The following is an 18,887-nucleotide window of genomic DNA, read 5'->3' as shown; positions in this document are numbered from 1 at the left end:
AAATATTTCATTTTTTAGCTGTGTACTATGCTGCACTTACGTAGACTTTGCAACAAGGTCTTATCATTTCATCAACTCTGAAGTAGACGCAGTAGATTTTTATAATCTTCGTCAAAAATTGGATCTTCTTCTCGCAGACTTGCTACTTTTTCACAAGCATGCATCACTGTACTGTGATCGCGTCCACCAAAAGCCATTCCAATTTCTGGAAAACTATCACCGGTCAACTCACGAGCTAGTCCCATTGCCAACTGACGTGGTCGAGCATAAATTCGTGTACGTTTTGGCCCTACTAATTCTTTTAATGGGATACGGAAATATTCACTAACCACACGCTGGATATTTTCTACACTAATTGTTCGTGCACGGATCGCCAACACATCTTTTAAAGACTCACGAACCACATCAAGATCGATTGGTGCACCTTTAAAACGGGAAATTGCAACGACTTTATTAAGTGCCCCTTCAAGTTCACGCACGTTCGCAACAACCTGTTGTGCAATAAATAATGCACAATTTCGAGGTAAATCAACGCCGCTATTTTCCGCTTTCTTTAATAAAATTTCGATACGAGTTTCAATATCTGGCGGTTCAACACCTACTGAAAGTCCCCAAGAAAAACGGGAAACCAAACGCGGATCTAACTCTGTTAACTCTTTTGGATAACGGTCTGAAGTTAAAATAATTTGTTTAGATTCATCAAGTAAAGCATTAAATGTATAGAAGAATTCAACCAGACTCGCCTCTTTACCTGCTAAGAGATGAATATCATCGACCAATAATAAATCTAAAGAACGGCAGTTTTTCTTAAACTCTTCTACTTTGCCTTTTTGTAAAGAACTCACAAAATCCTGAACAAAACTCTCAGAAGTCATATACATCACACGGGCATTAGGTTTGGCTTGTAGTAAAGCATTGCCAACTGCCTGCATTAAGTGAGTCTTACCTAGCCCTGTGGGGCCATATAAAAACAAAGGGTTATGCTGTGAAGCCCCTAATTGAGTTAATACTTTTCTACATGTTTCAGCAGCCATCTGGTTCGAACGGCCTTCAACAAATAAAGAAAAAGTAAACTGAGGATTGAGTAGCTTCTTTTTCGCTGTTTTAGGGTTGACCACACTATTGGTATGAGGACTAGAAACAGACTCGGGCTCTTTTTTTACTTTAATACTTTGTGGTGGCGCAGATTGCAAAGCAGCAGTAGTGGTTGCTGGTTGTTCAGCAGATGACAAAATACTCCCAGGACGAGAATCAACTAAAATCTCAACCTGACGGACACGCCCTTCTGACAACTGCTCAGCCAATATAGAAATTAATTCTAAATGGTTCTCTTGAATGTAACGCGTCCAATAAGGGTTAGGAGCATAGAGACGTAGTATTCCTTCTACTTCTTCAGCAACTAATGGGCGAATCCACATCGCAAAGACGTTATCAGAGAGCTCTTGTCGCAAGCGAGTTAAGCAGTCTGTCCAAAGCATGTGTATCCCCTATTTCTGCATTTTTAAATTCAAATAATCTAAAGATTAACCCTTCCTGATAAGAAGGGGTCGCCATTCTAACCAAGTTATCCACATCTGTCATGACGAATTCGACTGATTTTGCCTAAAAAGAAATCTCTTGTGAATAAATTTAAATTCAAAACCACTTGTGTATAACTTTTTGCACAACCTGTGGATAAATTATCACATAAACTTATCCACAATCCATAAATATAATAGAAACAGAGTTATCAACAACCCAAATACATGTTTTTTAAATTTAAAAGTGCGAAATCCACAGAAAAAGTGGCTCCTAATAAGAATAAATATAAATTTTAAAATTTGAATTTATTTAATAGGGGTGCGATCTTTTGTGGATAACTACAAAATATGAATTTAAATTCAAATGCAGCAAATCAAAGACAAGATGATATCTTGTTTTGTTGATAAGTATGTATATAAGGTGTGTATATAATAAAAGCTCTAATAAAAATAGACAATTACTTTGTGTATAACTTTGAAAACTATATATTGCACTGAATTATGAAAATCATAAAAAAGAAGTAGAGAGATTAAAAATTTGGGTTAAATACAAAACTTTCTTGGTTTTTCATTGACAGCGTAAACATTGCACAATAAAATCGCGGACCTTTATAGAAAGATCATTTTTGGGAGTTTCAATATGAAACGTACTTTCCAGCCATCTGAATTAAAGCGTAAACGCGTTCATGGCTTCCGCGCTCGTATGGCAACTAAAGCTGGTCGTCAAGTATTAGCTCGTCGTCGTGCAAAAGGTCGTCATAGCTTAACTGTTTAATTACTGTTACGCTGACCAGACTTGGGTGTGATGACACTTTACAATTTTAGCACAGATGTGCGAATACGCTGTGCTGCAGATTATAAAAGTGTATTCGATGGTGCGCTTTTTAAAGTGCATCAACCCCATTTTTTATTTCTTGCAAAATTAACCGAACAGCCTAATAGCCGTTTGGGTATTGTTGTTGCTAAGAAAAAAGTGCGCCGTGCACATGAAAGAAATCGAATAAAACGTCTTGCTCGTGAGAGCTTTCGTCTACATCAGCCGAATTTTGGATCAGACATAGATATTGTGGTAATGCCAAAAGTTGGTATAGAAACGATTACGAATGCTGAGCTATATCAACAATTAGATTTTGCTTGGCAAAAATTACAGCGCTTAGCAAAAAAACATTCTAAAGTTGGCACAACCTCGCAGAATTAAGAGATAGCCAATGGTTCGTTTTCTACGTTGGTTGATTCGACTGTATCAAATTGCGATTAGTCCGCTTCTTGGACCCCGTTGTCGTTATATCCCGACTTGTTCCCAATATGCGATAGAAGCATTGCAAACTCATGGTGCGATAAAAGGCGTTTGGCTATCTTCTAAACGTATTTGTCGTTGTCACCCGTGGGGAGGATCTGGATATGATCCGGTACCGCCAAAAGCAATTCGTTTTATTTCGTTTCATCAAATAGATTCTCAAACGCATCATGTTGCTGTACCCTTTCGTGATCGTTTACTGAAGCAAAATCTCTCTAACCATTTGGGGTAATAGATATGCAACAATGGGCCAGGTTTGCAATTCTCGGGGCCATGTTTGTCACCGCATATTTGCTCATTTTGGCTTGGCAAAAAGATTATGGAAATGCTGCAACTGCACCGCAAAAACAAGCGGCGGCTGTAAGTTCACATGAAGTATCTGCTGATTTGCCAAATGCTAAAAATGCAACAGTGGCTTCCGATGTGCCACAAGCAAATATTGCGCAGTCACAAACCACAGATGCAACTGCACCTGTGAATCAACAGCTTATTTCAGTACAAACTGACCTTTACCATATTTGGATCAATCCAAAAGGTGGTGATATTGTTCGTATTGAATTACTCTCACACGACAAAAGCAAAGACAGCGATCAGCCATTTGTTATGCTTGAAAATGATTCTAAGCGTACATATGTTGCTCAATCTGGCTTAATTGGTTTGAATGGACCAGATAGTAGTCGTGGTGGTCGTCCATTATATGCTGTTGAAAAAACATCATATACTTTGGCTGATGCTAAGGGTGTACAGGATCAAAAGGGTCAATCTGAAAAAGTTTTAAACGTTCCGATGGTATTTAAAACACCGGAAGGCGTTGAAATTATTAAAACTTTTACTTTTACCCAAGGGCAATATCCAATTGTTGTAAGACATCAAGTTATTAACCGTAGCCAACAAAGCTGGCAAGGTCAGATGTTTGGACAATTAAAGCGTGATAACTCTGACGATCCTGGTAAATCTTCTCAAGGTATTTTCACTCTAGGAACTTTCTTAGGTGGAGCTTGGGGGACGCCTGAGTCACATTACAATAAGCTGAAGTTTGCTAATTTCTCAGAAGAAAAAGTAAGCACTGAAGCTAAAGGTGGATGGGTTGCGATTGTTCAGCATTATTTTGTAAGTGCTTGGATTCCTGGGAATCTTAAACTGACTCAAGCGAATGGTCAGCCTTATGTAGCTAAACTTGAATCTCGTCAATCTGCTGATCATATGAATATCATTGGTTTTACCTCACCAGTGATTAATGTTCCAGCAGGCACTTCAATGGAAGTGGACGCAAAACTTTATTCAGGTCCTAAAGTTCAAGCTGAATTAAAAGATTTAGCTGTTGGTTTGAATCAGACTGTTGATTATGGCTGGTTATGGCCGATTGCCAAGTTATTGTTCTTAGGTCTTCAATTCTTCCATAGCATTGTGGGCAACTGGGGATGGTCAATCATCTTACTTACCGTTATGGTGAAGATGATTTTGTGGCCTTTATCTTCAAAAAGTTATCGTTCTATGGCGAAAATGCGTGTGATTGCACCAGAAATGCAACGCATGAAAGAAGAGTTCGGTGAAGACCGTATGCGCTTCTCGCAAGAAATGATGGCTTTATACAAACGTGAACAAGTGAATCCGCTTTCAGGTTGTTTACCATTGTTGCTACAAATGCCAATTTTCCTTGCCTTGTACTGGGTACTCATGGAAAGTGTGGAACTACGTCATGCTCCATGGTTAGGCTGGATTCAAGACTTGTCAGCAATGGATCCTTGGTTCATCTTGCCGTTGATCATGGGTGTAACCATGTTTGTTCAGCAAATGTTGAATCCACAACCTGCTGATCCAATGCAAGCGAAAGTATTCCGCATTATGCCGATTATGTTTACGGTATTTATGTTGTTCTTCCCTGCAGGTCTCGTGTTGTACTGGATTGTGAACAACAGTATTACTATTTTACAGCAATCGTTTATTAACAAGAGTGTTGAGAAAAGCCGTATCAGTAAGACTGAATCTGCATCTTAATCGTTGAACTTTTGCTGAATAAATCCGCTTAAGATGGTAATCTTAGGCGGATTTTTCTTTGGCTGGATTTTAGGTTTTTAGGTGAATAATATGCAAAGTCAAACCACGATTGCCGCAATTGCAACGCCGCCAGGCCGTGGTGGTGTGGGCGTGATTCGCCTATCGGGACCTAAGGCTTATGAAATTGCTCAAAACCTGACACAAAAAAACTTGCCTGAAGCACGTATGGCTGGTTTTCGTAAGTTTTATGATGCTGATGGAAGCATTATGGATGAAGGGATTGTCCTATGTTTTCCAAATCCTCATTCGTTTACAGGTGAAGATGTTGTAGAGCTACAAGGGCATGGCGGTCCAGTCATTCAAAATGCCTTGCTTGGTCGTCTATTTGAGCTTGGTGCAATCGCTGCAAAAGCGGGTGAATTTTCCATGCGAGCTTTTGAAAATGGCAAGATGGACTTGGTTCAAGCAGAAGCTATTGCAGATTTGATTGATGCGACATCGCAAGCTGCTGCACGTTCTGCTGTTCGCTCTTTGCAAGGCGCTTTTTCGACCAAAATTAATACCGTTTTAGAAAAACTGATTCATTTACGGTTACATGTGGAAGCCGCAATTGATTTTCCTGAAGAAGAAATCGATTTCTTGGCAGATGGTAAAATTTTAGCTTTACTTGAAAATGTTCAACAATCTGTCCACGCGGTTCAAACATCTGCACGTCAAGGCCAATTACTACGTGAAGGTTTACAAGTCGTTATTGCGGGTAAACCAAATGCAGGTAAATCAAGCTTGTTGAATGCGCTTGCTGGCGTTGAGCGAGCTATTGTGACGGACATTGCTGGTACAACCCGCGATGTTTTGCATGAAAAAATTAGTTTAAATGGTCTACCAATTACCTTAACAGACACAGCGGGCCTTCGTGAAACTGGTGATATCGTTGAAAAAGAAGGGATTCGCAGAGCAATCAAAGAAATTGAACAAGCTGATTTGTTATTGCTGGTTTATGACTTAAATCAAGGTGATGATCCATTAAAACTCGCCCAAGAATATTTTGCTGAACATATTGAACCGCGTCGTTTAATGTTAATTGGTAATAAATGCGATTTAACTGGTCAGTTAGCTGAAATAAGTGATTTTCAAGGATTCCGTCATATTACCGTTTCTGCAAAACAAGAGATGGGTGTTCAAGGCCTCGTAGATGCGATTACAGCGCATGCAGGCTTTCATCCTGAGGAAGACACCTTTATTGCGAGAACGCGTCATTTAGACGCAATGAAGCGCACACAGCTCTATCTATCAGAGGCACATGAGCAACTTGTTGTATTTAATGCAGGTGAACTCGTTGCTGAATCATTACGTCTTGCTCAGAATGCTTTAGGTGAAATTACAGGTGACTTTAGCGCTGATGACCTGTTAGGCAAAATCTTTGGTTCGTTTTGTATTGGAAAATAATTAAAAAATTCTGAATGATGCACAGGGGGTGTCATTCAGTAACCTCGTTAACCGTATCTTTTTAGAACCTTTAAAAACTCATCTAATTCATTCTGATCAACTTGTGCTTCTTTGAGCACATGGTGATGTAAATGCTGCTCCATCAATTCACTCATCAAACCGTTTATCGCACCTTTAATTGCAGCAACTTGTTGCAGTATTTCTATGCATGAAAGATCCGACTGTTCAACGGCATGCTCGATACTGTTAATTTGTCCTTTTAGTCGTTTTACACGATTAAGTATTTTTTTATCCTGACCAATGTGACTCATCTGTGTTCTCTTGTATAATTCAACATACTGGTAGGGAGTATATTGGGTTTAAATTTTATGCAGGATCATAGTGTATCACGTCATCATCAACATCAGTTTGATGAAGGAAATCCACTTGCACAAAAACGTATTTTGATTGCAACCATTTTAACGGCTTCCATGATGGTGTTAGAAGTATTTGGTGGGTGGTTCTTTAACTCAATGGCATTATTAGCTGATGGTTGGCATATGAGTTCGCACATGTTGGCACTCGGTTTAGCCTACTTTGCCTATCGTGCGGCCCGTCATTATTCCAAAGATCACCGTTTTAGCTTTGGAACCTGGAAAATCGAGATTTTAGCGGGTTATAGCAGCGCAATTTTGCTTATGGTTGTAGCTATTTTTATGGCATTTCAGTCGGTTCAGCGTTTATTTAATCCGGTTGAGATTTTTTATAATGAAGCTATTCCGATTGCAACTTTAGGTTTAGTGATTAACTTAATTTGTGCGTGGTTACTCCATGATGGTCACCATCACCATCACCATCACCATCACCATCACGAGCATGAACATGGGGATCACCACCATGATTTAAACCAAAAAGCTGCATTTTTACATGTGGTTGCAGATGCTGTGACCTCTTTTTTTGCAATTATTGCACTTTTTGCGGGTAAATATTTTGGCTGGGACTTTTTAGATGCACTTTTAGGAATTTTAGGTGCTATTTTAGTTGCAAAATGGTCTCTTGGTTTAATAAAAGAGACTGGTAAAACCCTTCTTGATGCAGAAATGGATCATCCTGTGGTTGAAGAAATTCGTGAAGTGATTGCTGAATTTCCTAAACACATCAAAATTACAGATATTCATGTCTGGAAAGTCGCAAAAGGCAAGTTTTCTTGTATTTTGGCACTCGAAACTGATGATATTTCCTTAACAGCAGACCAGATCCGTCATGCTTTATCGATTCATGATGAAATCGTCCATATTTCGGTAGAAATTAACGATTTAAAACCTGCTTATGTTCCACGTGAAACATTGGCATAACTGAGTGGGAGTTTGGTTATAACTCGGTAATCAGTTTTGTTTTAATCATCTGAACTGATTAGAATAAACTTCTCTTACCTATGAGTTGGTTTTATGCTTAAAAAATTAGGAATATTGGCATTATTTAGCTTAACGGCGAGTTTGAGTTTCGCTAATGTGGACTCGGTCAGAGAAAATATTAAAAAACAATATCCTAATTTAAAAATTAGCAATATTCAGAAAACCGAAATGCCTGGGCTATATAGCGCTAATCTGGATCAACAAATCATCTATGTGGGCGAAGATGGTCAACATATGTTTGTTGGTTCTATGATTCGGTTAAAAGATCGGAAGAATTTGACTAAAGATCTAGTTCTAGGACAGAACTCAATTGACTGGAATCAACTTCCTTTAAAAGATGCGATTAAAACGGTTAAAGGTAATGGACAGCATGTTTTAGCAGTATTTTCTGACCCCAACTGTCCTTATTGTAAGCAGCTTGAACCTGAACTGGATAAGCTGAAAGATGCGACAATTTATACGTTTATTTATCCTTTAAAGCCCCAGTCTATTGTAGTTTCTAGACAAGTATGGTGTGCACCGAATCAATCCTATTCATGGAAAAAACTGATTCAGCAAGGCGTTAGACCAACAGTTGCGAGCTGTGCTAATCCAATTGACCGTAATTTAGAGCTTGGAAAGAGATTAGGTTTTAATGGCACCCCTACCCTGATTTTTGCAAATGGTTTTAAACTGGTTGGAGCGCGCTCAGCAGAAGAAATTCAAGCTGTTTGGAAAGAGTTAGGTTTATAAAACAAATTAAAAAAAGCACCATTCGGTGCTTTTCTATTGCCTGAAAGTAATTAACTTTTTCGTGCAATCAAGTTGTAAATAAAGAGAATAAGCACTGCGCCAATAACAGATGCGATAAAGCCCGCCACTGAATTTTCTCCGTAAAGCCCCAGTAATCGTCCGCCATAGGTAGCTAAAAGTGAACCTGCAATACCGATGAGGGTTGTTACGATAAAACCTGCTTTATCATCGCCAGGATGTAAGGCACGAGCGATTAAACCAGCAAAGAAACCAACCACAATAGCAACAATAAGTGACCACATATTTGTTCTCCAGTTGTTTTTTTGGTGAAGTTAATGATTTTGCTTCATATTCTATCGTGCGGTAGAGCTGTCTGTTTTGTCTGTAGCAGATTGCGACTTTTTGTGTCTTTTTTGTTCAAAACTAAAACGTTATATAAAAAAATAGCACTTTTCAGTGCTATTTTTTTGAAATTTATAAACCAATTTCACCAATAAAGGGTAAGTGGCGATATTTTTGGTCGTAGTCTAAGCCGTAACCAACAATAAACTTATCTTCAACTTCAAAACCTAAAAATTTAACTTCAAGATCAATTTCACGGCGAGATGGTTTACTCACCAATGTGCACAATTGAATTGAATTTGGATTTCGAGTTTGCAACATTTCCATAACTTTGCTTAAGGTATTACCTGAGTCGATAATATCTTCAACTACCAACACATCTTTACCGCGAATTTCACCATCAAGATCTTTTAAGATTTTAACATCTCGACTTGAAGTTGTACCGCCGCCGTAGCTAGACACTGTCATAAAGTCGAGTTCATGCGGTTTGGTAATCGTGCGGCATAAGTCTGCCATGAAAATAACAGAACCACGCAGTAGCCCAATCAGGACTAACTCTTTGTCACTATTTGCATAGTGAGTGTTAATTTGCTCGCCGAGCTCTTTGACTTTTGCTTGAATTTCTTCGGTTGAAATCATGATGCTCATTGCAACAGTCATGTCAGATTCCTACAAGATATAAAAGAAAAAATAAAAAAGGTGTTGACCTGCAACACCTCTAAAATCTGAGTTAATGGTAAAATTTTAAAGCAAAATGACTTTTCATGCACCCTTTGCTGAGCCAGAAATTTTATCATTTTGAGCAATATGTCGATCACGCTTTAATGCTAGTGCGCATATTCCAAATAATAACAAAAACTTAACAGCACGATTTTGTTTAGGCTGTTTCTTTTTGATAAGCACGTTTTCCATAAATATAAGTCGCCTCAATATTTCGGTCATCACCTAACGTGAATAATGCAAACAGTGAATCTTCAACAGATTTGGATTTAGACTGGCGCAGTTGCTGTAATGCTGTTGGCTTAAGATTCAAGACAACAAAATCTGCTTCTTTACCGATGTTGAAGTTTCCTAGTTGATCTTGCAGGTCAAGCGCTTTTGCTCCACCTAAAGTTGCATGATAGAGCGCTTCATAAGCTGAAAGTTTATCGCCTTGTAATTGCTGAACCTTATAGGCTTCGTTAACTGTTTGAAGCAAACTAAATGATGTACCAGCACCGATATCTGTACCTAAGCCCACTTTCACTTGTTTTTCCCACGTTTTTTTCAATGGAAATAAACCACTACCTAAGAACAGGTTTGACGTTGGACAAAATGCGATAGCGGATTGCGTATCATGCATGCATTGCCATTCTTCATCTTCTAGGTGAACACAATGAGCAAACACGGAGCGCTTACCAGTGAGGCCATAATGTTGATAAACATCTAAGTAACCAGTCTGTTCTGGAAATAAAGATTTCACCCAAGCAATTTCATCTTTGTTTTCGCTTAAATGTGTATGTACATAAACATCAGGAAATTCTTGCTTTAACTGCCCTGCTCTTTCTAATTGCTCAGGTGTAGAGGTTGGCGCAAAACGTGGTGTAATCGCATAAAGTGCACGACCCTTGCCATGCCATTTTTCAATGAGTGCTTTTGTGTCGCTGTAAGCCGTTTCTGGTGTGTCACACAGTGCTTCAGGTGCATGACGGTCCATGAGAACCTTACCAGCAATTAAACGCATCTGAAGGGGTTCTGCGGCTTCAAATAAAGCATCAACAGACTCAGGGTGAACTGTACAGAAAACGAGAGCGGTGGTTGTACCGTGCTTTAAGAGTTCCTGAACAAAAAACTGGGCAATTTCACTTGCATATGCTTTGTCTTGAAACTGGATTTCAGTTGGAAATGTATAGGTATTGAGCCAGCTTAAAAGTTGTTCGCCGTATGCTCCCACCATTTCGGTTTGCGGGAAGTGGATATGGGTATCAATAAAGCCGGGTACAATCAATTGTTCTGGGTAATGTTGAACTTCAACCCCAGCAGGAAGATGCTGTTGAGCTTCATCCCATGCACCAAACCATTTGATTTTTCCATGTTCACTAACCAATACACCATCTTCCAAATAACGTACTTGATTTGGAATATCAGTTGGCTCAGAGACAGTTTGCTGAATATCTAAAAAACGACCACGCACAACGGTGGTATTTGCGATCAATGACATGGAAAGCCTTTATATTTTCACTTTTTTCGGTTGATTGTACCCCAGTTAACCAAGATTTAAACGGTATAACGTTTACTTAGTCCCCATTCAGCCAAGATCCGACGATAAGTCGTTGATGAACGGTCAGCTTCAAAATGAGCTTCCATCATTAAATCTAGCGGTAGTTCTTCTGGCTTTTGTGATTCGACCATGTCTTGGTCTTCAGCAAAAATTTGGGCATTAAATGCATATACGTTTTCTAAATCACCTGTTTGATCAAAGTTACGGGTTAAGGGAACAAATAAACGAGTTTTATTACTTGAGATAGGACAACAGGCGTTCAAGATTTTTAAAACACCGTCTTCTGGAAAATCGACCGTAATCACGGCTGAAAAAGGTGGATAAACATCAAAGGTGCGTTTCCACAAAAAGCCTTCTGGTTCGAGATGTTTTAATTCATGCGGATAGTTACTAACATTACTGATATAGACCGTTTTTAAGCCGTAGTTGGTACGTTCAGTATGATATTTAGGGACGACAGGATTATCGCGATTAGCAAAGGCATTGTGATGTACCCATGCAAAATGAGCGACATCGATAAAACCTTCAAGTTGACGTCCGCTAGAACCGCCAATATCGACAAATGGTGGCAAAATTGCTTGATGCTCTGTCTGATCCCAAGTATCTAATACTGGAATATTGGCTTGAGCAACATCACGACTATGAATACTAGTCCAAATGAGGTCATAACGTTGAACAACTGGAAATTTGGTCAGAGAAAAACGATCAGAAATTTTGGTTAGTTCGGGTTGAGCTGGTATTTGGGTACATTTCCCTTCGGTGTTATAGCGTAGGCCATGATAAGGACAAACAATTTCCTCACCATCCACCCAACCTTTGGTTAAAGGCACACCACGATGTGGGCAAATGTCTCGGACCAGATGAATTTCACCACTTTCTGTTTTATACAGTGCCATATTCACGTCTAATAGTGTCACTCGCTGGGGTGCAGTAGAGACGTCTTGAATACGAGCAACCGGATACCAGTGAGTAGTTAAAATTTCCCAATCTTTTGCATCAAAACTGCTGTTACATGGCATAGCAAGTGGCGTTAAAGTTGGGATAGCATTCATGGCATTACTCCTTAAAAAAATTAGGGCTCTCGCGAGCCCTTAAAATCTAGGCTTTTTTCTTTTTAGGAGATGCAAAGAGCTTGCCAATATGAGTTTTTAATATAAGAAAAGTGAATAAAATTTTTAAAATACATAAGGTTGAAAGACTATATTTTTGAATATTTGTTCTAATTTAGCTTTAGAGACTAAAGTTCATTATTCGCTATGCACTAAATGCACTGATTGACTGCGTTATGGGCATAATAAAAAAGCACTTTAAAAGTGCTTTTTTATGCATATCTAGGCGTTTATTACTCAACAAAGTAGTGCGCTGCAAAGTGAGCATCATTACCGATAATGTCGTAGCAATCTTCACGAATGGACATACCTGCACATTGATGACCGACCATCCATAATCCGAGTGTAGGTAGTTGTCCTGAAAATAATGGGGTATCTACCCATTTTTGTATGACATAACCATATTTGTCATAGTCATCAAAATAGAAACTACCAGAAGCGGCACCTTGGTCATGGCCATCTTGTAAAACCCGAATATTAGCCCCTTCCCTTGCCAAAATCGGTTTTTTCACCCATTTGCCAGCCAATGTTTGCTGTGGGTCATAAGTATGAGTTTCGACCAATAAAGGATGGTTTGGATAACGTTTCCAAAGCTCAACCAGAATTGCTTTATTTGAAAGTAGCATTTTCCAACAAGGTTCAATCCACTGGGTTTGTGGGTGGATATATTGAGAAAATGCTTCTTCCCAGATCCATTCCCATGGATAGAGCTTGAATAGGTTTTGAATGGAGCGGTTATTAAGATCAACAAAATCTTGTCCGTTCCAACCTATGTTTTCCATAGAAAGCTCAGAAACTTGTAGATGAGCTTGGTAGGCTGTATCCATCAAATACTCTAAATTGCCCCAGTCTTCTCGTCCAGCTTCCTGACAGGCAGCAAAATGCACATGACTACCGCGCGGTAAAATCGTCTTCCAGCGTTTAATTAGGTCTTCATGAATGCTATTGAACTGGTCTCGGTTCGGAATGCCTGAGACTTGTTCTATCCACAGCCACTGCGCTACAGATGCTTCTAGTAAGCCGGTAGGTGTATCGGCGTTGTATTCCAGCATTTTGATATTTCGCCCATCGTAGGCGAAATCAAAGCGGCCATAGAGCATTGGTGCATTTTTTTTCCATGAGCTTTCAATATGGCTTAAGGCTACTTCGGGAATTTGAAAATAAGCAGCATAGTCACCCCGTTGAATGAGTTCTCCTACAACAGATAAACACATCTGATGCAGTTCATTTGCTGCGTCTTCAAGTTGTTCAATCTGCTTAAGGGTAAACTCGTAAGCAATTCCTTCAGACCAGTAAATTGAGCCGTCGAGAGAAGGTAAATTAAAATAATCAAAACCAATATTTTGATGCTCCACTTGCCAGTCTGGGCGTGGAGTAAAGATTTTTCTTTTCATCTTATGTTAATGCCTGAATGACTTAGCCGCCGAAAGAAAAACCGCTACGGCCAAAACCACCTCGAATTGGCGACGAAAAAGACGAAATTTTCGATGTGCTTGAAATGATGGGGCGGCCAGCACTTAAATTGCTATAAGGATGTAATGTATTGCCGTGATAAGAAACTTCTCGGTTATTTCGATAATACGCAGGTCCTAAATAATGGCCTGAACCAGAACTATGTCCACTTGAGCTATTTTCTTCTTCACAAGTTTCAGTATTCCAGTCGCGAGCACAGTCATATTGGTTGTTATATACGTCTTGTACTAAAGGACCATCATTATGGCTACATGCCGTGAGTAATAAAGGCACCACGACAAGATTAATTTTTTTAGAACGCATGAGCCCCCACACATTTTAATAAGTATGTTCGACATACAATGTCGAATAGATATTATCTATTATGTTTCTGATTAGGAAAGATAAATTTTAAGTTGGCATATAATATTAATCTGTTTTTTTAAAGTACAGCTTATTTTTAAAATTTAAAGCACAAGGCATCTCGCTTGTAGATGCCTTGTTTTGATGAATTAAGGCTGTAACTGCTTTTTGTTGTGTCGTAAGGATAGATAAGCAGTAATTGCTAACACCAAGACGATAAAGCTTAACGAGATCCAGATTGGCATGTGGAATACATCAAGCAACAACATTTTTGCACCAATGAACAATAAGATGATGCCTAAGCCGTATGGCAAGTAATGCAATTTGGTCGCAGCGCCAGCAAGCAAGAAGAACATTGCGCGTAAACCTAAAATTGCCATTAAGTTCGCTGTTAAAACAATAAATGGATCGCTAGTTACCGCAAAAATAGCAGGAATAGAATCTACCGCGAAAATAACGTCAGAAGCTTCAACCAAAATCAAAACTAGAAATAACGGCGTTGCCCACAATAAACCATTTTGACGGACAAAGAATTTGTCACCTTCAAGCTGCGGAGTAATACGCATGTGCTTACGTAGCCATTTTAAAACTTTGATATCTTCAATATTGGTTTCTTCTTCTTGACCTTTTAAGAACTTAAAGCCTGTGTATACCAAGAATGCACCGAAAATATAAAGCACCCAAGAAAACTCTTGAACGAACCATGCACCAATAAAGATAAAGAGAGTACGTAGTACGATTGCGCCTAATACGCCGTAGAGCAAAATTTTACGTTGTAATGCAGCTGGAATAGCAAATGCTGCGAAAATCATTAACCAGACGAAAACGTTGTCAATTGCGAGCGACTTTTCAAGCAAGTAACCTGCAAAGTATTCCATGGTTTTTTGATTTGCTAAGGTCACACCAGCAGTTTGCTGTAGATATAGCCATAAACCACCACCAAATAACGCTGCGACACTCACCCACGCCACGCTCCAGTAAGCAGCTTGCTTAATTGAAACATCCTGACCTTGCTTTTGCTTAAAGCCTAAAAAGTCTATCAGGAGCATGACAATGACAATGCCAAAGAATGCTATGTATAGCCATAAATTGCCGATCGATTCCATAAAACCTCCACATCCGGCAATTGGGCATAAAAAAACCTTGACCCGTTGCCAGATGAATTAAACATCTGTGCCAACATGATCAAGGTCTTGCCTACATCATGAATTTCATGATGCTCAGATACCGACTTTTTAATAAAAGTGTATTGACGATATCTGACACATAACATTGCTGTTATGTTTGGAGGAGGCTACTCCCCTTGTCAAACTAAATTCTGTTTTGGATAAAACATATCCAACTACGCATAGAATGGCAGATTTTTTAGTATTACGCAACTGAACTTAATTTCGTGGTTTTTAACACTAAAAGGGCTCTAGAGGTTATTTAATTAAACCTCGATCTAAAAGCGGTTTGCATATGATCTGGTAAAGGTGAATAAAGAATGCCGTTAAATGCATGCCATAAGCATTCCAGAAGTAATATCCGGCTGTATTTACCAATAGCGCTACAATAAAAGCGCCCAACATATCTAAAGGGAAATGCACACCAAGATAAATACGCGACCATGCCACGACAAATGACAAGGATAGAAGAATTATTCCAATCAGTTTGCGCTGAGCAAATAAATAAGACAGGGCTATAGTGCTGAAAATCAGCATATGATTACTTGGAAAAGATGCGGTTGGCGCATGTTCGATAAAAGTGGTACCAACACCCATCACAAATGGCCGTGAATGATGGTAAAACAGAGAAATAACATAGCCCACTAAAAGCGAGACACAGGTTAAAAAGATAGATTTAACGACCCTGTTTTTTAAATCTTGGTCGCCATAGAACCATAAAAATGTAAGGATGAATAAAAGAATATATAGGAGATCATTAGCAAAAAAGACAGCAAGACGAATGATAAATTGACTCGCATCCTGAGCCCCATTGATGACATGGAATAAGCTAAGGTTGAGTGTTTCTAAAGACATTCATATTCCAAACGAGAACAAAAACGTGAGCTATGATAAAGAATTAAGCTTAATGTCTTGATAAAGAATTGTCACAAAAATGAAATATAGTTTGTTTGTGAGTAAAGATTAAACAGCAGACCTAGATAATTTTTAATGCGTGATCTGGGCATTAATATTAAAGTGCTAACGTGTTGGCATTTTATTCGAGAACGTTATTTTATGACTACTCAAGAAAAACAGAAAAAATTAAGTTTGAGGCCTTTATCTCCAAGAGATCCAGAACAGCCGCATAGAGCAGCGACTCCCCTCGAATTATTGTTCGATTTAATTTTTGTGGTCGCGATTGCAACAGCAGGTCAGCAGTTACACCACGCCATTATTGAAAATCATCTATGGCATGCGTTACCAAGTTACCTGATGGTATTTTTCGCGCTATGGTGGGCATGGATGAACTTTTCATGGTTTGCTTCGGCTTACGATAATGACGATGCGTTGTATCGATGCCTCACCTTTGTACAAATTGCAGGTTCATTGGTAATGGCAGCAGGTATTCCCGATGTATTTCATAGTCAGGATTTTGACGTAATGATCATCGGTTATGTCATTATGCGAATGGCGTTAGTGACCCAGTGGTTGCGTGCAGCAAAATACGATCCTGCTCGACGTATTACGGCTTATCGCTATGCAATAGGGATTGTACTGGTACAGATTGGTTGGTTAGTTGCCAATTTTACCCATGTACTTTCAGTCCCTTTATTTTTATTTCTGGCTGCGATGGAGCTATTTGTTCCCTACTATGCAGAAAAATATTCACCTACGCCGTGGCATCCACATCATATTGTAGAGCGTTATGCCCTGCTTACGATTATTGTGTTGGGTGAATCAATTATTGGTAGCTTTAATGCAATCCGCGATGCGCTGACTGCTCAATCTATTAATATTCCTGCCGTTTTCTTAATGATCGGTGGATTGATGCTTATGTTCGCGATGTGGTGGGCTTATTTTGACCGTAGTGAACAGCATCACCATTTGAAAGGTGTGCGCCCGTTTGTATGGGGGTATGGTCATTACTTTGTTTTTGTGAGTATTGCTACGGTGGGCGCTGCGCTTGCAGCGGCAGTGGATGTCACTACTCATCATGCCCATATTTCCGATTTATATATGGGAATAGTCGTTGCGGTGAGTATAGTGCTCTATACCACCTGTATTTGGGTGCTATATGAATTTGAATGTTTAGCGGGAATCAGCAAATGGTTTTACCCTATTACAGCGCTCATTATTTTATGTATTCCGTTTATTTGTAATAACGTGGGATATAGCGTTTTTGCGATGGGTATTGTCTATAGTTTACGTTTAATGGTTTTTAATAAATTTATAGCCAATATAGAACCAGAGAAGGTTTAAAACGCCTGAATAAAAAAACGGGTTTCAAATTGAAACCCGTTTTTTTATTGAATAATTAAAAGCAAAAGTTAAGCAGCTTTTGCTTTTAATGCATTCATTAATTTTTGATGTAATCCACCAAAGCCACCATTAGACATAATCACGACGGCATCACTCTCACCGGCTTCATTGACAATACGTTCAATAATTTCATCAAGTGAACGGCTAACTTGAGCATGGTTAGACGCAGCTTCAATCACGGGTTGTAAATCCCAATCTAAACCTTCTGGCTGATACCAGATGACTTCGTCTGCTAAGCGTGCTGAGTGTGCTAAGCCATCTTTATGGCTGCCCATACGCATGGTGTTTGAACGTGGTTCGATAATGGCCCATAAACGGCGTTCGCCTAAGCGTTTACGTGCACCATCTAAAGTCGTGTCAATTGCAGTTGGATGGTGAGCAAAGTCATCATAAACCTCAATACCATTGACTGTGCCAAGCAACTCCATACGACGTTTCACACCACCAAAGTTAGATAAAGCTTCACAAGCCTTTTCAAGCGCGACACCCACATGCTGAGCGGCTGCAATCGTTGCCAAAGCATTAGCTACGCTATGTTGCCCTGTCATGCTCCATTTAACTTCACCAACGACATTACCATTTTCAAGTACTTTAAAATGGCTGCCATCAATTGAAATGAGTTCGGCAGACAAAGCAGCTTTTTCATTCGCTTCTAGACTTGTACGAATGACCGGCGTCCAGCAGCCCATTTCAAGTACTTCATCAATATGAGTTTCAGTAATTGGCGCAATAATACGGCCTTCACTTGGAATGGTGCGAACAAGATGATGGAATTGCTTTTGAATAGCCGCTAAGTCATCAAAAATATCGGCGTGGTCAAATTCAAGGTTGTTTAAAATCGCCGTTTTTGGGTGATAGTGAACAAACTTAGAGCGCTTATCAAAGAAAGCTGAGTCATATTCATCGGCTTCAACGCAGAAGTATTTGCCGCCACCTAAACGAGCGCTTTCACTAAAACCAAGTGGAACACCACCAATTAAAAAGCCTGGGTTTAAACCCGCCTGATCAAGTACCCAAGCCAGCATGGTTGTAGTCGTGGTTTTACCGTGAGTACCAGCTACACCAAGTACATGTTTACCTTGTAAAACGTGGTCAGCAAGGAACTGTGGACCAGAAATATATGGTAGACCTTCGTTAAGCATATATTCCACAGCATCGATACCACGTTTCATGGCATTTCCGACAATCACTAAATCAGGATGAGGCTGCAAATGACTACGATCATAGCCTTGCATGAGGGTAATACCTGCGTTTTCTAACTGGGTAGACATTGGTGGGTAAACGTTTGAATCGGAACCGGTTACCTTATGCCCTAAATCACGAGCTAAAAGTGCTAAAGAGCCCATAAAAGTGCCACAAATACCCAAGATATGCAGATGCATTGCTCGCCTTCTCCACTGCTTCTATACACAGCACGTCAAGTGTCTGCGCGTTCATTATTGATAAATTTGGCAGCAACGATAGCAAGGCTAAACGGGAAAAGATAGTCAAAAATCGTTGTTGTTCT

At 39.4% G+C, this 18,887-nt stretch carries 19 protein-coding genes; 8 read left to right on the top strand and 11 right to left on the bottom strand.

The annotated features are described in order from the left end of the window. Positions 1 to 71: 71 nt before the first annotated feature. Positions 72 to 1,478, bottom strand: a complete 1,407-nt coding sequence (dnaA, locus tag F936_RS04925; RefSeq protein WP_004640242.1) for a chromosomal replication initiator protein DnaA — start codon at positions 1,476 to 1,478, stop codon at positions 72 to 74. Between the two features lie 682 nt (positions 1,479 to 2,160). On the opposite strand from dnaA, the gene rpmH reads away from it, so the two are divergent. From rpmH to mnmE, 5 genes are all read left to right on the top strand, one after another. Beyond that, complete coding sequence (gene rpmH, locus F936_RS04920; protein ID WP_000831329.1) at positions 2,161 to 2,295, top strand: 50S ribosomal protein L34; 135 nt, start codon at positions 2,161 to 2,163, stop codon at positions 2,293 to 2,295. A 30-nt stretch (positions 2,296 to 2,325) separates the two neighbouring features. Then, complete coding sequence (gene rnpA / locus F936_RS04915) at positions 2,326 to 2,718, top strand: ribonuclease P protein component (protein WP_004640245.1); 393 nt, start codon at positions 2,326 to 2,328, stop codon at positions 2,716 to 2,718. Positions 2,719 to 2,728: 10 nt separating this feature from the next. Then, entirely contained in the window at positions 2,729 to 3,049 is a 321-nt protein-coding gene (yidD, locus tag F936_RS04910; protein ID WP_003656027.1) for a membrane protein insertion efficiency factor YidD, read from the top strand. A gap of 5 nt (positions 3,050 to 3,054) precedes the next feature. Further along, the gene (gene yidC, locus F936_RS04905) at positions 3,055 to 4,815 is read left to right on the top strand and encodes a membrane protein insertase YidC (RefSeq protein WP_005045335.1); all 1,761 of its coding nucleotides are present in this window, start codon (positions 3,055 to 3,057) and stop codon (positions 4,813 to 4,815) included. Positions 4,816 to 4,905: 90 nt separating this feature from the next. Then, positions 4,906 to 6,261, top strand: coding sequence for a tRNA uridine-5-carboxymethylaminomethyl(34) synthesis GTPase MnmE (gene mnmE, locus F936_RS04900; protein ID WP_005037755.1), 1,356 nt, complete (start codon positions 4,906 to 4,908; stop codon positions 6,259 to 6,261). A 47-nt stretch (positions 6,262 to 6,308) separates the two neighbouring features. Here mnmE and F936_RS04895 read toward each other — a convergent pair whose 3' ends face one another. Further along, the gene (locus tag F936_RS04895; RefSeq protein ID WP_003656024.1) at positions 6,309 to 6,572 is read right to left on the bottom strand and encodes a metal/formaldehyde-sensitive transcriptional repressor; all 264 of its coding nucleotides are present in this window, start codon (positions 6,570 to 6,572) and stop codon (positions 6,309 to 6,311) included. Between the two features lie 57 nt (positions 6,573 to 6,629). On the opposite strand from F936_RS04895, the gene dmeF reads away from it, so the two are divergent. After that, positions 6,630 to 7,595 (top strand): CDF family Co(II)/Ni(II) efflux transporter DmeF, encoded by a 966-nt coding sequence (gene dmeF / locus F936_RS04890; protein WP_005045331.1) that lies wholly within the window; start codon positions 6,630 to 6,632, stop codon positions 7,593 to 7,595. A gap of 93 nt (positions 7,596 to 7,688) precedes the next feature. Next, the gene (locus F936_RS04885) at positions 7,689 to 8,387 is read left to right on the top strand and encodes a DsbC family protein (protein ID WP_005045329.1); all 699 of its coding nucleotides are present in this window, start codon (positions 7,689 to 7,691) and stop codon (positions 8,385 to 8,387) included. A gap of 50 nt (positions 8,388 to 8,437) precedes the next feature. Here F936_RS04885 and F936_RS04880 read toward each other — a convergent pair whose 3' ends face one another. From F936_RS04880 to F936_RS04845, 8 genes are all read right to left on the bottom strand, one after another. Further along, the gene (locus F936_RS04880) at positions 8,438 to 8,689 is read right to left on the bottom strand and encodes a GlsB/YeaQ/YmgE family stress response membrane protein (RefSeq protein WP_003656021.1); all 252 of its coding nucleotides are present in this window, start codon (positions 8,687 to 8,689) and stop codon (positions 8,438 to 8,440) included. A gap of 172 nt (positions 8,690 to 8,861) precedes the next feature. Then, positions 8,862 to 9,389: a hypoxanthine phosphoribosyltransferase gene (gene hpt, locus F936_RS04875; RefSeq protein WP_005045326.1), complete on the bottom strand. Its 528-nt coding sequence runs from the start codon at positions 9,387 to 9,389 to the stop codon at positions 8,862 to 8,864. Positions 9,390 to 9,606: 217 nt separating this feature from the next. After that, on the bottom strand, positions 9,607 to 10,929 hold the full coding sequence (gene guaD / locus F936_RS04870; RefSeq protein WP_005045324.1) for a guanine deaminase: 1,323 nt from the start codon (positions 10,927 to 10,929) through the stop codon (positions 9,607 to 9,609). A gap of 56 nt (positions 10,930 to 10,985) precedes the next feature. Further along, positions 10,986 to 12,041 (bottom strand): aromatic ring-hydroxylating oxygenase subunit alpha, encoded by a 1,056-nt coding sequence (locus tag F936_RS04865; RefSeq protein ID WP_005045322.1) that lies wholly within the window; start codon positions 12,039 to 12,041, stop codon positions 10,986 to 10,988. A 290-nt stretch (positions 12,042 to 12,331) separates the two neighbouring features. Beyond that, on the bottom strand, positions 12,332 to 13,492 hold the full coding sequence (locus tag F936_RS04860; protein ID WP_005045319.1) for a glutathionylspermidine synthase family protein: 1,161 nt from the start codon (positions 13,490 to 13,492) through the stop codon (positions 12,332 to 12,334). A gap of 22 nt (positions 13,493 to 13,514) precedes the next feature. Next, the gene (locus F936_RS04855; protein ID WP_004640270.1) at positions 13,515 to 13,874 is read right to left on the bottom strand and encodes a hypothetical protein; all 360 of its coding nucleotides are present in this window, start codon (positions 13,872 to 13,874) and stop codon (positions 13,515 to 13,517) included. 188 nt (positions 13,875 to 14,062) lie between these two features. After that, positions 14,063 to 15,019, bottom strand: a complete 957-nt coding sequence (locus tag F936_RS04850) for a TerC family protein (protein WP_005045317.1) — start codon at positions 15,017 to 15,019, stop codon at positions 14,063 to 14,065. Positions 15,020 to 15,337: 318 nt separating this feature from the next. Next, positions 15,338 to 15,934, bottom strand: a complete 597-nt coding sequence (locus tag F936_RS04845; protein WP_005045315.1) for an undecaprenyl-diphosphatase — start codon at positions 15,932 to 15,934, stop codon at positions 15,338 to 15,340. Positions 15,935 to 16,069: 135 nt separating this feature from the next. On the opposite strand from F936_RS04845, the gene F936_RS04840 reads away from it, so the two are divergent. Further along, complete coding sequence (locus F936_RS04840) at positions 16,070 to 17,320, top strand: low temperature requirement protein A (protein ID WP_005045313.1); 1,251 nt, start codon at positions 16,070 to 16,072, stop codon at positions 17,318 to 17,320. A 68-nt stretch (positions 17,321 to 17,388) separates the two neighbouring features. On the opposite strand, the gene mpl is transcribed toward F936_RS04840, so the two are convergent. Beyond that, entirely contained in the window at positions 17,389 to 18,762 is a 1,374-nt protein-coding gene (gene mpl, locus F936_RS04835; protein ID WP_005045311.1) for a UDP-N-acetylmuramate:L-alanyl-gamma-D-glutamyl-meso-diaminopimelate ligase, read from the bottom strand. Between the last annotated feature and the right edge of the window lie 125 nt (positions 18,763 to 18,887).

The organism is Acinetobacter calcoaceticus DSM 30006 = CIP 81.8, from assembly GCF_000368965.1.
GTDB classification, from domain to species: domain Bacteria; phylum Pseudomonadota; class Gammaproteobacteria; order Pseudomonadales; family Moraxellaceae; genus Acinetobacter; species Acinetobacter calcoaceticus.
This window is presented reverse-complemented; position numbering and strand designations above follow the sequence as displayed.

Coding starts and splice junctions, on each gene's coding strand:
- F936_RS04880 (WP_003656021.1), bottom strand. CDS start 8,689: ATGTGGTCACTTATTGTTGCTATTGTGGTTGGTTTCTTTGCTGGTTTA.
- rpmH (WP_000831329.1), top strand. CDS start 2,161: ATGAAACGTACTTTCCAGCCATCTGAATTAAAGCGTAAACGCGTTCAT.
- mnmE (WP_005037755.1), top strand. CDS start 4,906: ATGCAAAGTCAAACCACGATTGCCGCAATTGCAACGCCGCCAGGCCGT.
- F936_RS04895 (WP_003656024.1), bottom strand. CDS start 6,572: ATGAGTCACATTGGTCAGGATAAAAAAATACTTAATCGTGTAAAACGA.
- yidD (WP_003656027.1), top strand. CDS start 2,729: ATGGTTCGTTTTCTACGTTGGTTGATTCGACTGTATCAAATTGCGATT.
- F936_RS04885 (WP_005045329.1), top strand. CDS start 7,689: ATGCTTAAAAAATTAGGAATATTGGCATTATTTAGCTTAACGGCGAGT.
- F936_RS04850 (WP_005045317.1), bottom strand. CDS start 15,019: ATGGAATCGATCGGCAATTTATGGCTATACATAGCATTCTTTGGCATT.
- dnaA (WP_004640242.1), bottom strand. CDS start 1,478: ATGCTTTGGACAGACTGCTTAACTCGCTTGCGACAAGAGCTCTCTGAT.
- mpl (WP_005045311.1), bottom strand. CDS start 18,762: ATGCATCTGCATATCTTGGGTATTTGTGGCACTTTTATGGGCTCTTTA.
- F936_RS04860 (WP_005045319.1), bottom strand. CDS start 13,492: ATGAAAAGAAAAATCTTTACTCCACGCCCAGACTGGCAAGTGGAGCAT.
- F936_RS04855 (WP_004640270.1), bottom strand. CDS start 13,874: ATGCGTTCTAAAAAAATTAATCTTGTCGTGGTGCCTTTATTACTCACG.
- yidC (WP_005045335.1), top strand. CDS start 3,055: ATGCAACAATGGGCCAGGTTTGCAATTCTCGGGGCCATGTTTGTCACC.
- guaD (WP_005045324.1), bottom strand. CDS start 10,929: ATGTCATTGATCGCAAATACCACCGTTGTGCGTGGTCGTTTTTTAGAT.
- dmeF (WP_005045331.1), top strand. CDS start 6,630: ATGCAGGATCATAGTGTATCACGTCATCATCAACATCAGTTTGATGAA.
- F936_RS04845 (WP_005045315.1), bottom strand. CDS start 15,934: ATGTCTTTAGAAACACTCAACCTTAGCTTATTCCATGTCATCAATGGG.
- F936_RS04865 (WP_005045322.1), bottom strand. CDS start 12,041: ATGAATGCTATCCCAACTTTAACGCCACTTGCTATGCCATGTAACAGC.
- rnpA (WP_004640245.1), top strand. CDS start 2,326: ATGACACTTTACAATTTTAGCACAGATGTGCGAATACGCTGTGCTGCA.
- hpt (WP_005045326.1), bottom strand. CDS start 9,389: ATGACTGTTGCAATGAGCATCATGATTTCAACCGAAGAAATTCAAGCA.
- F936_RS04840 (WP_005045313.1), top strand. CDS start 16,070: ATGCGTGATCTGGGCATTAATATTAAAGTGCTAACGTGTTGGCATTTT.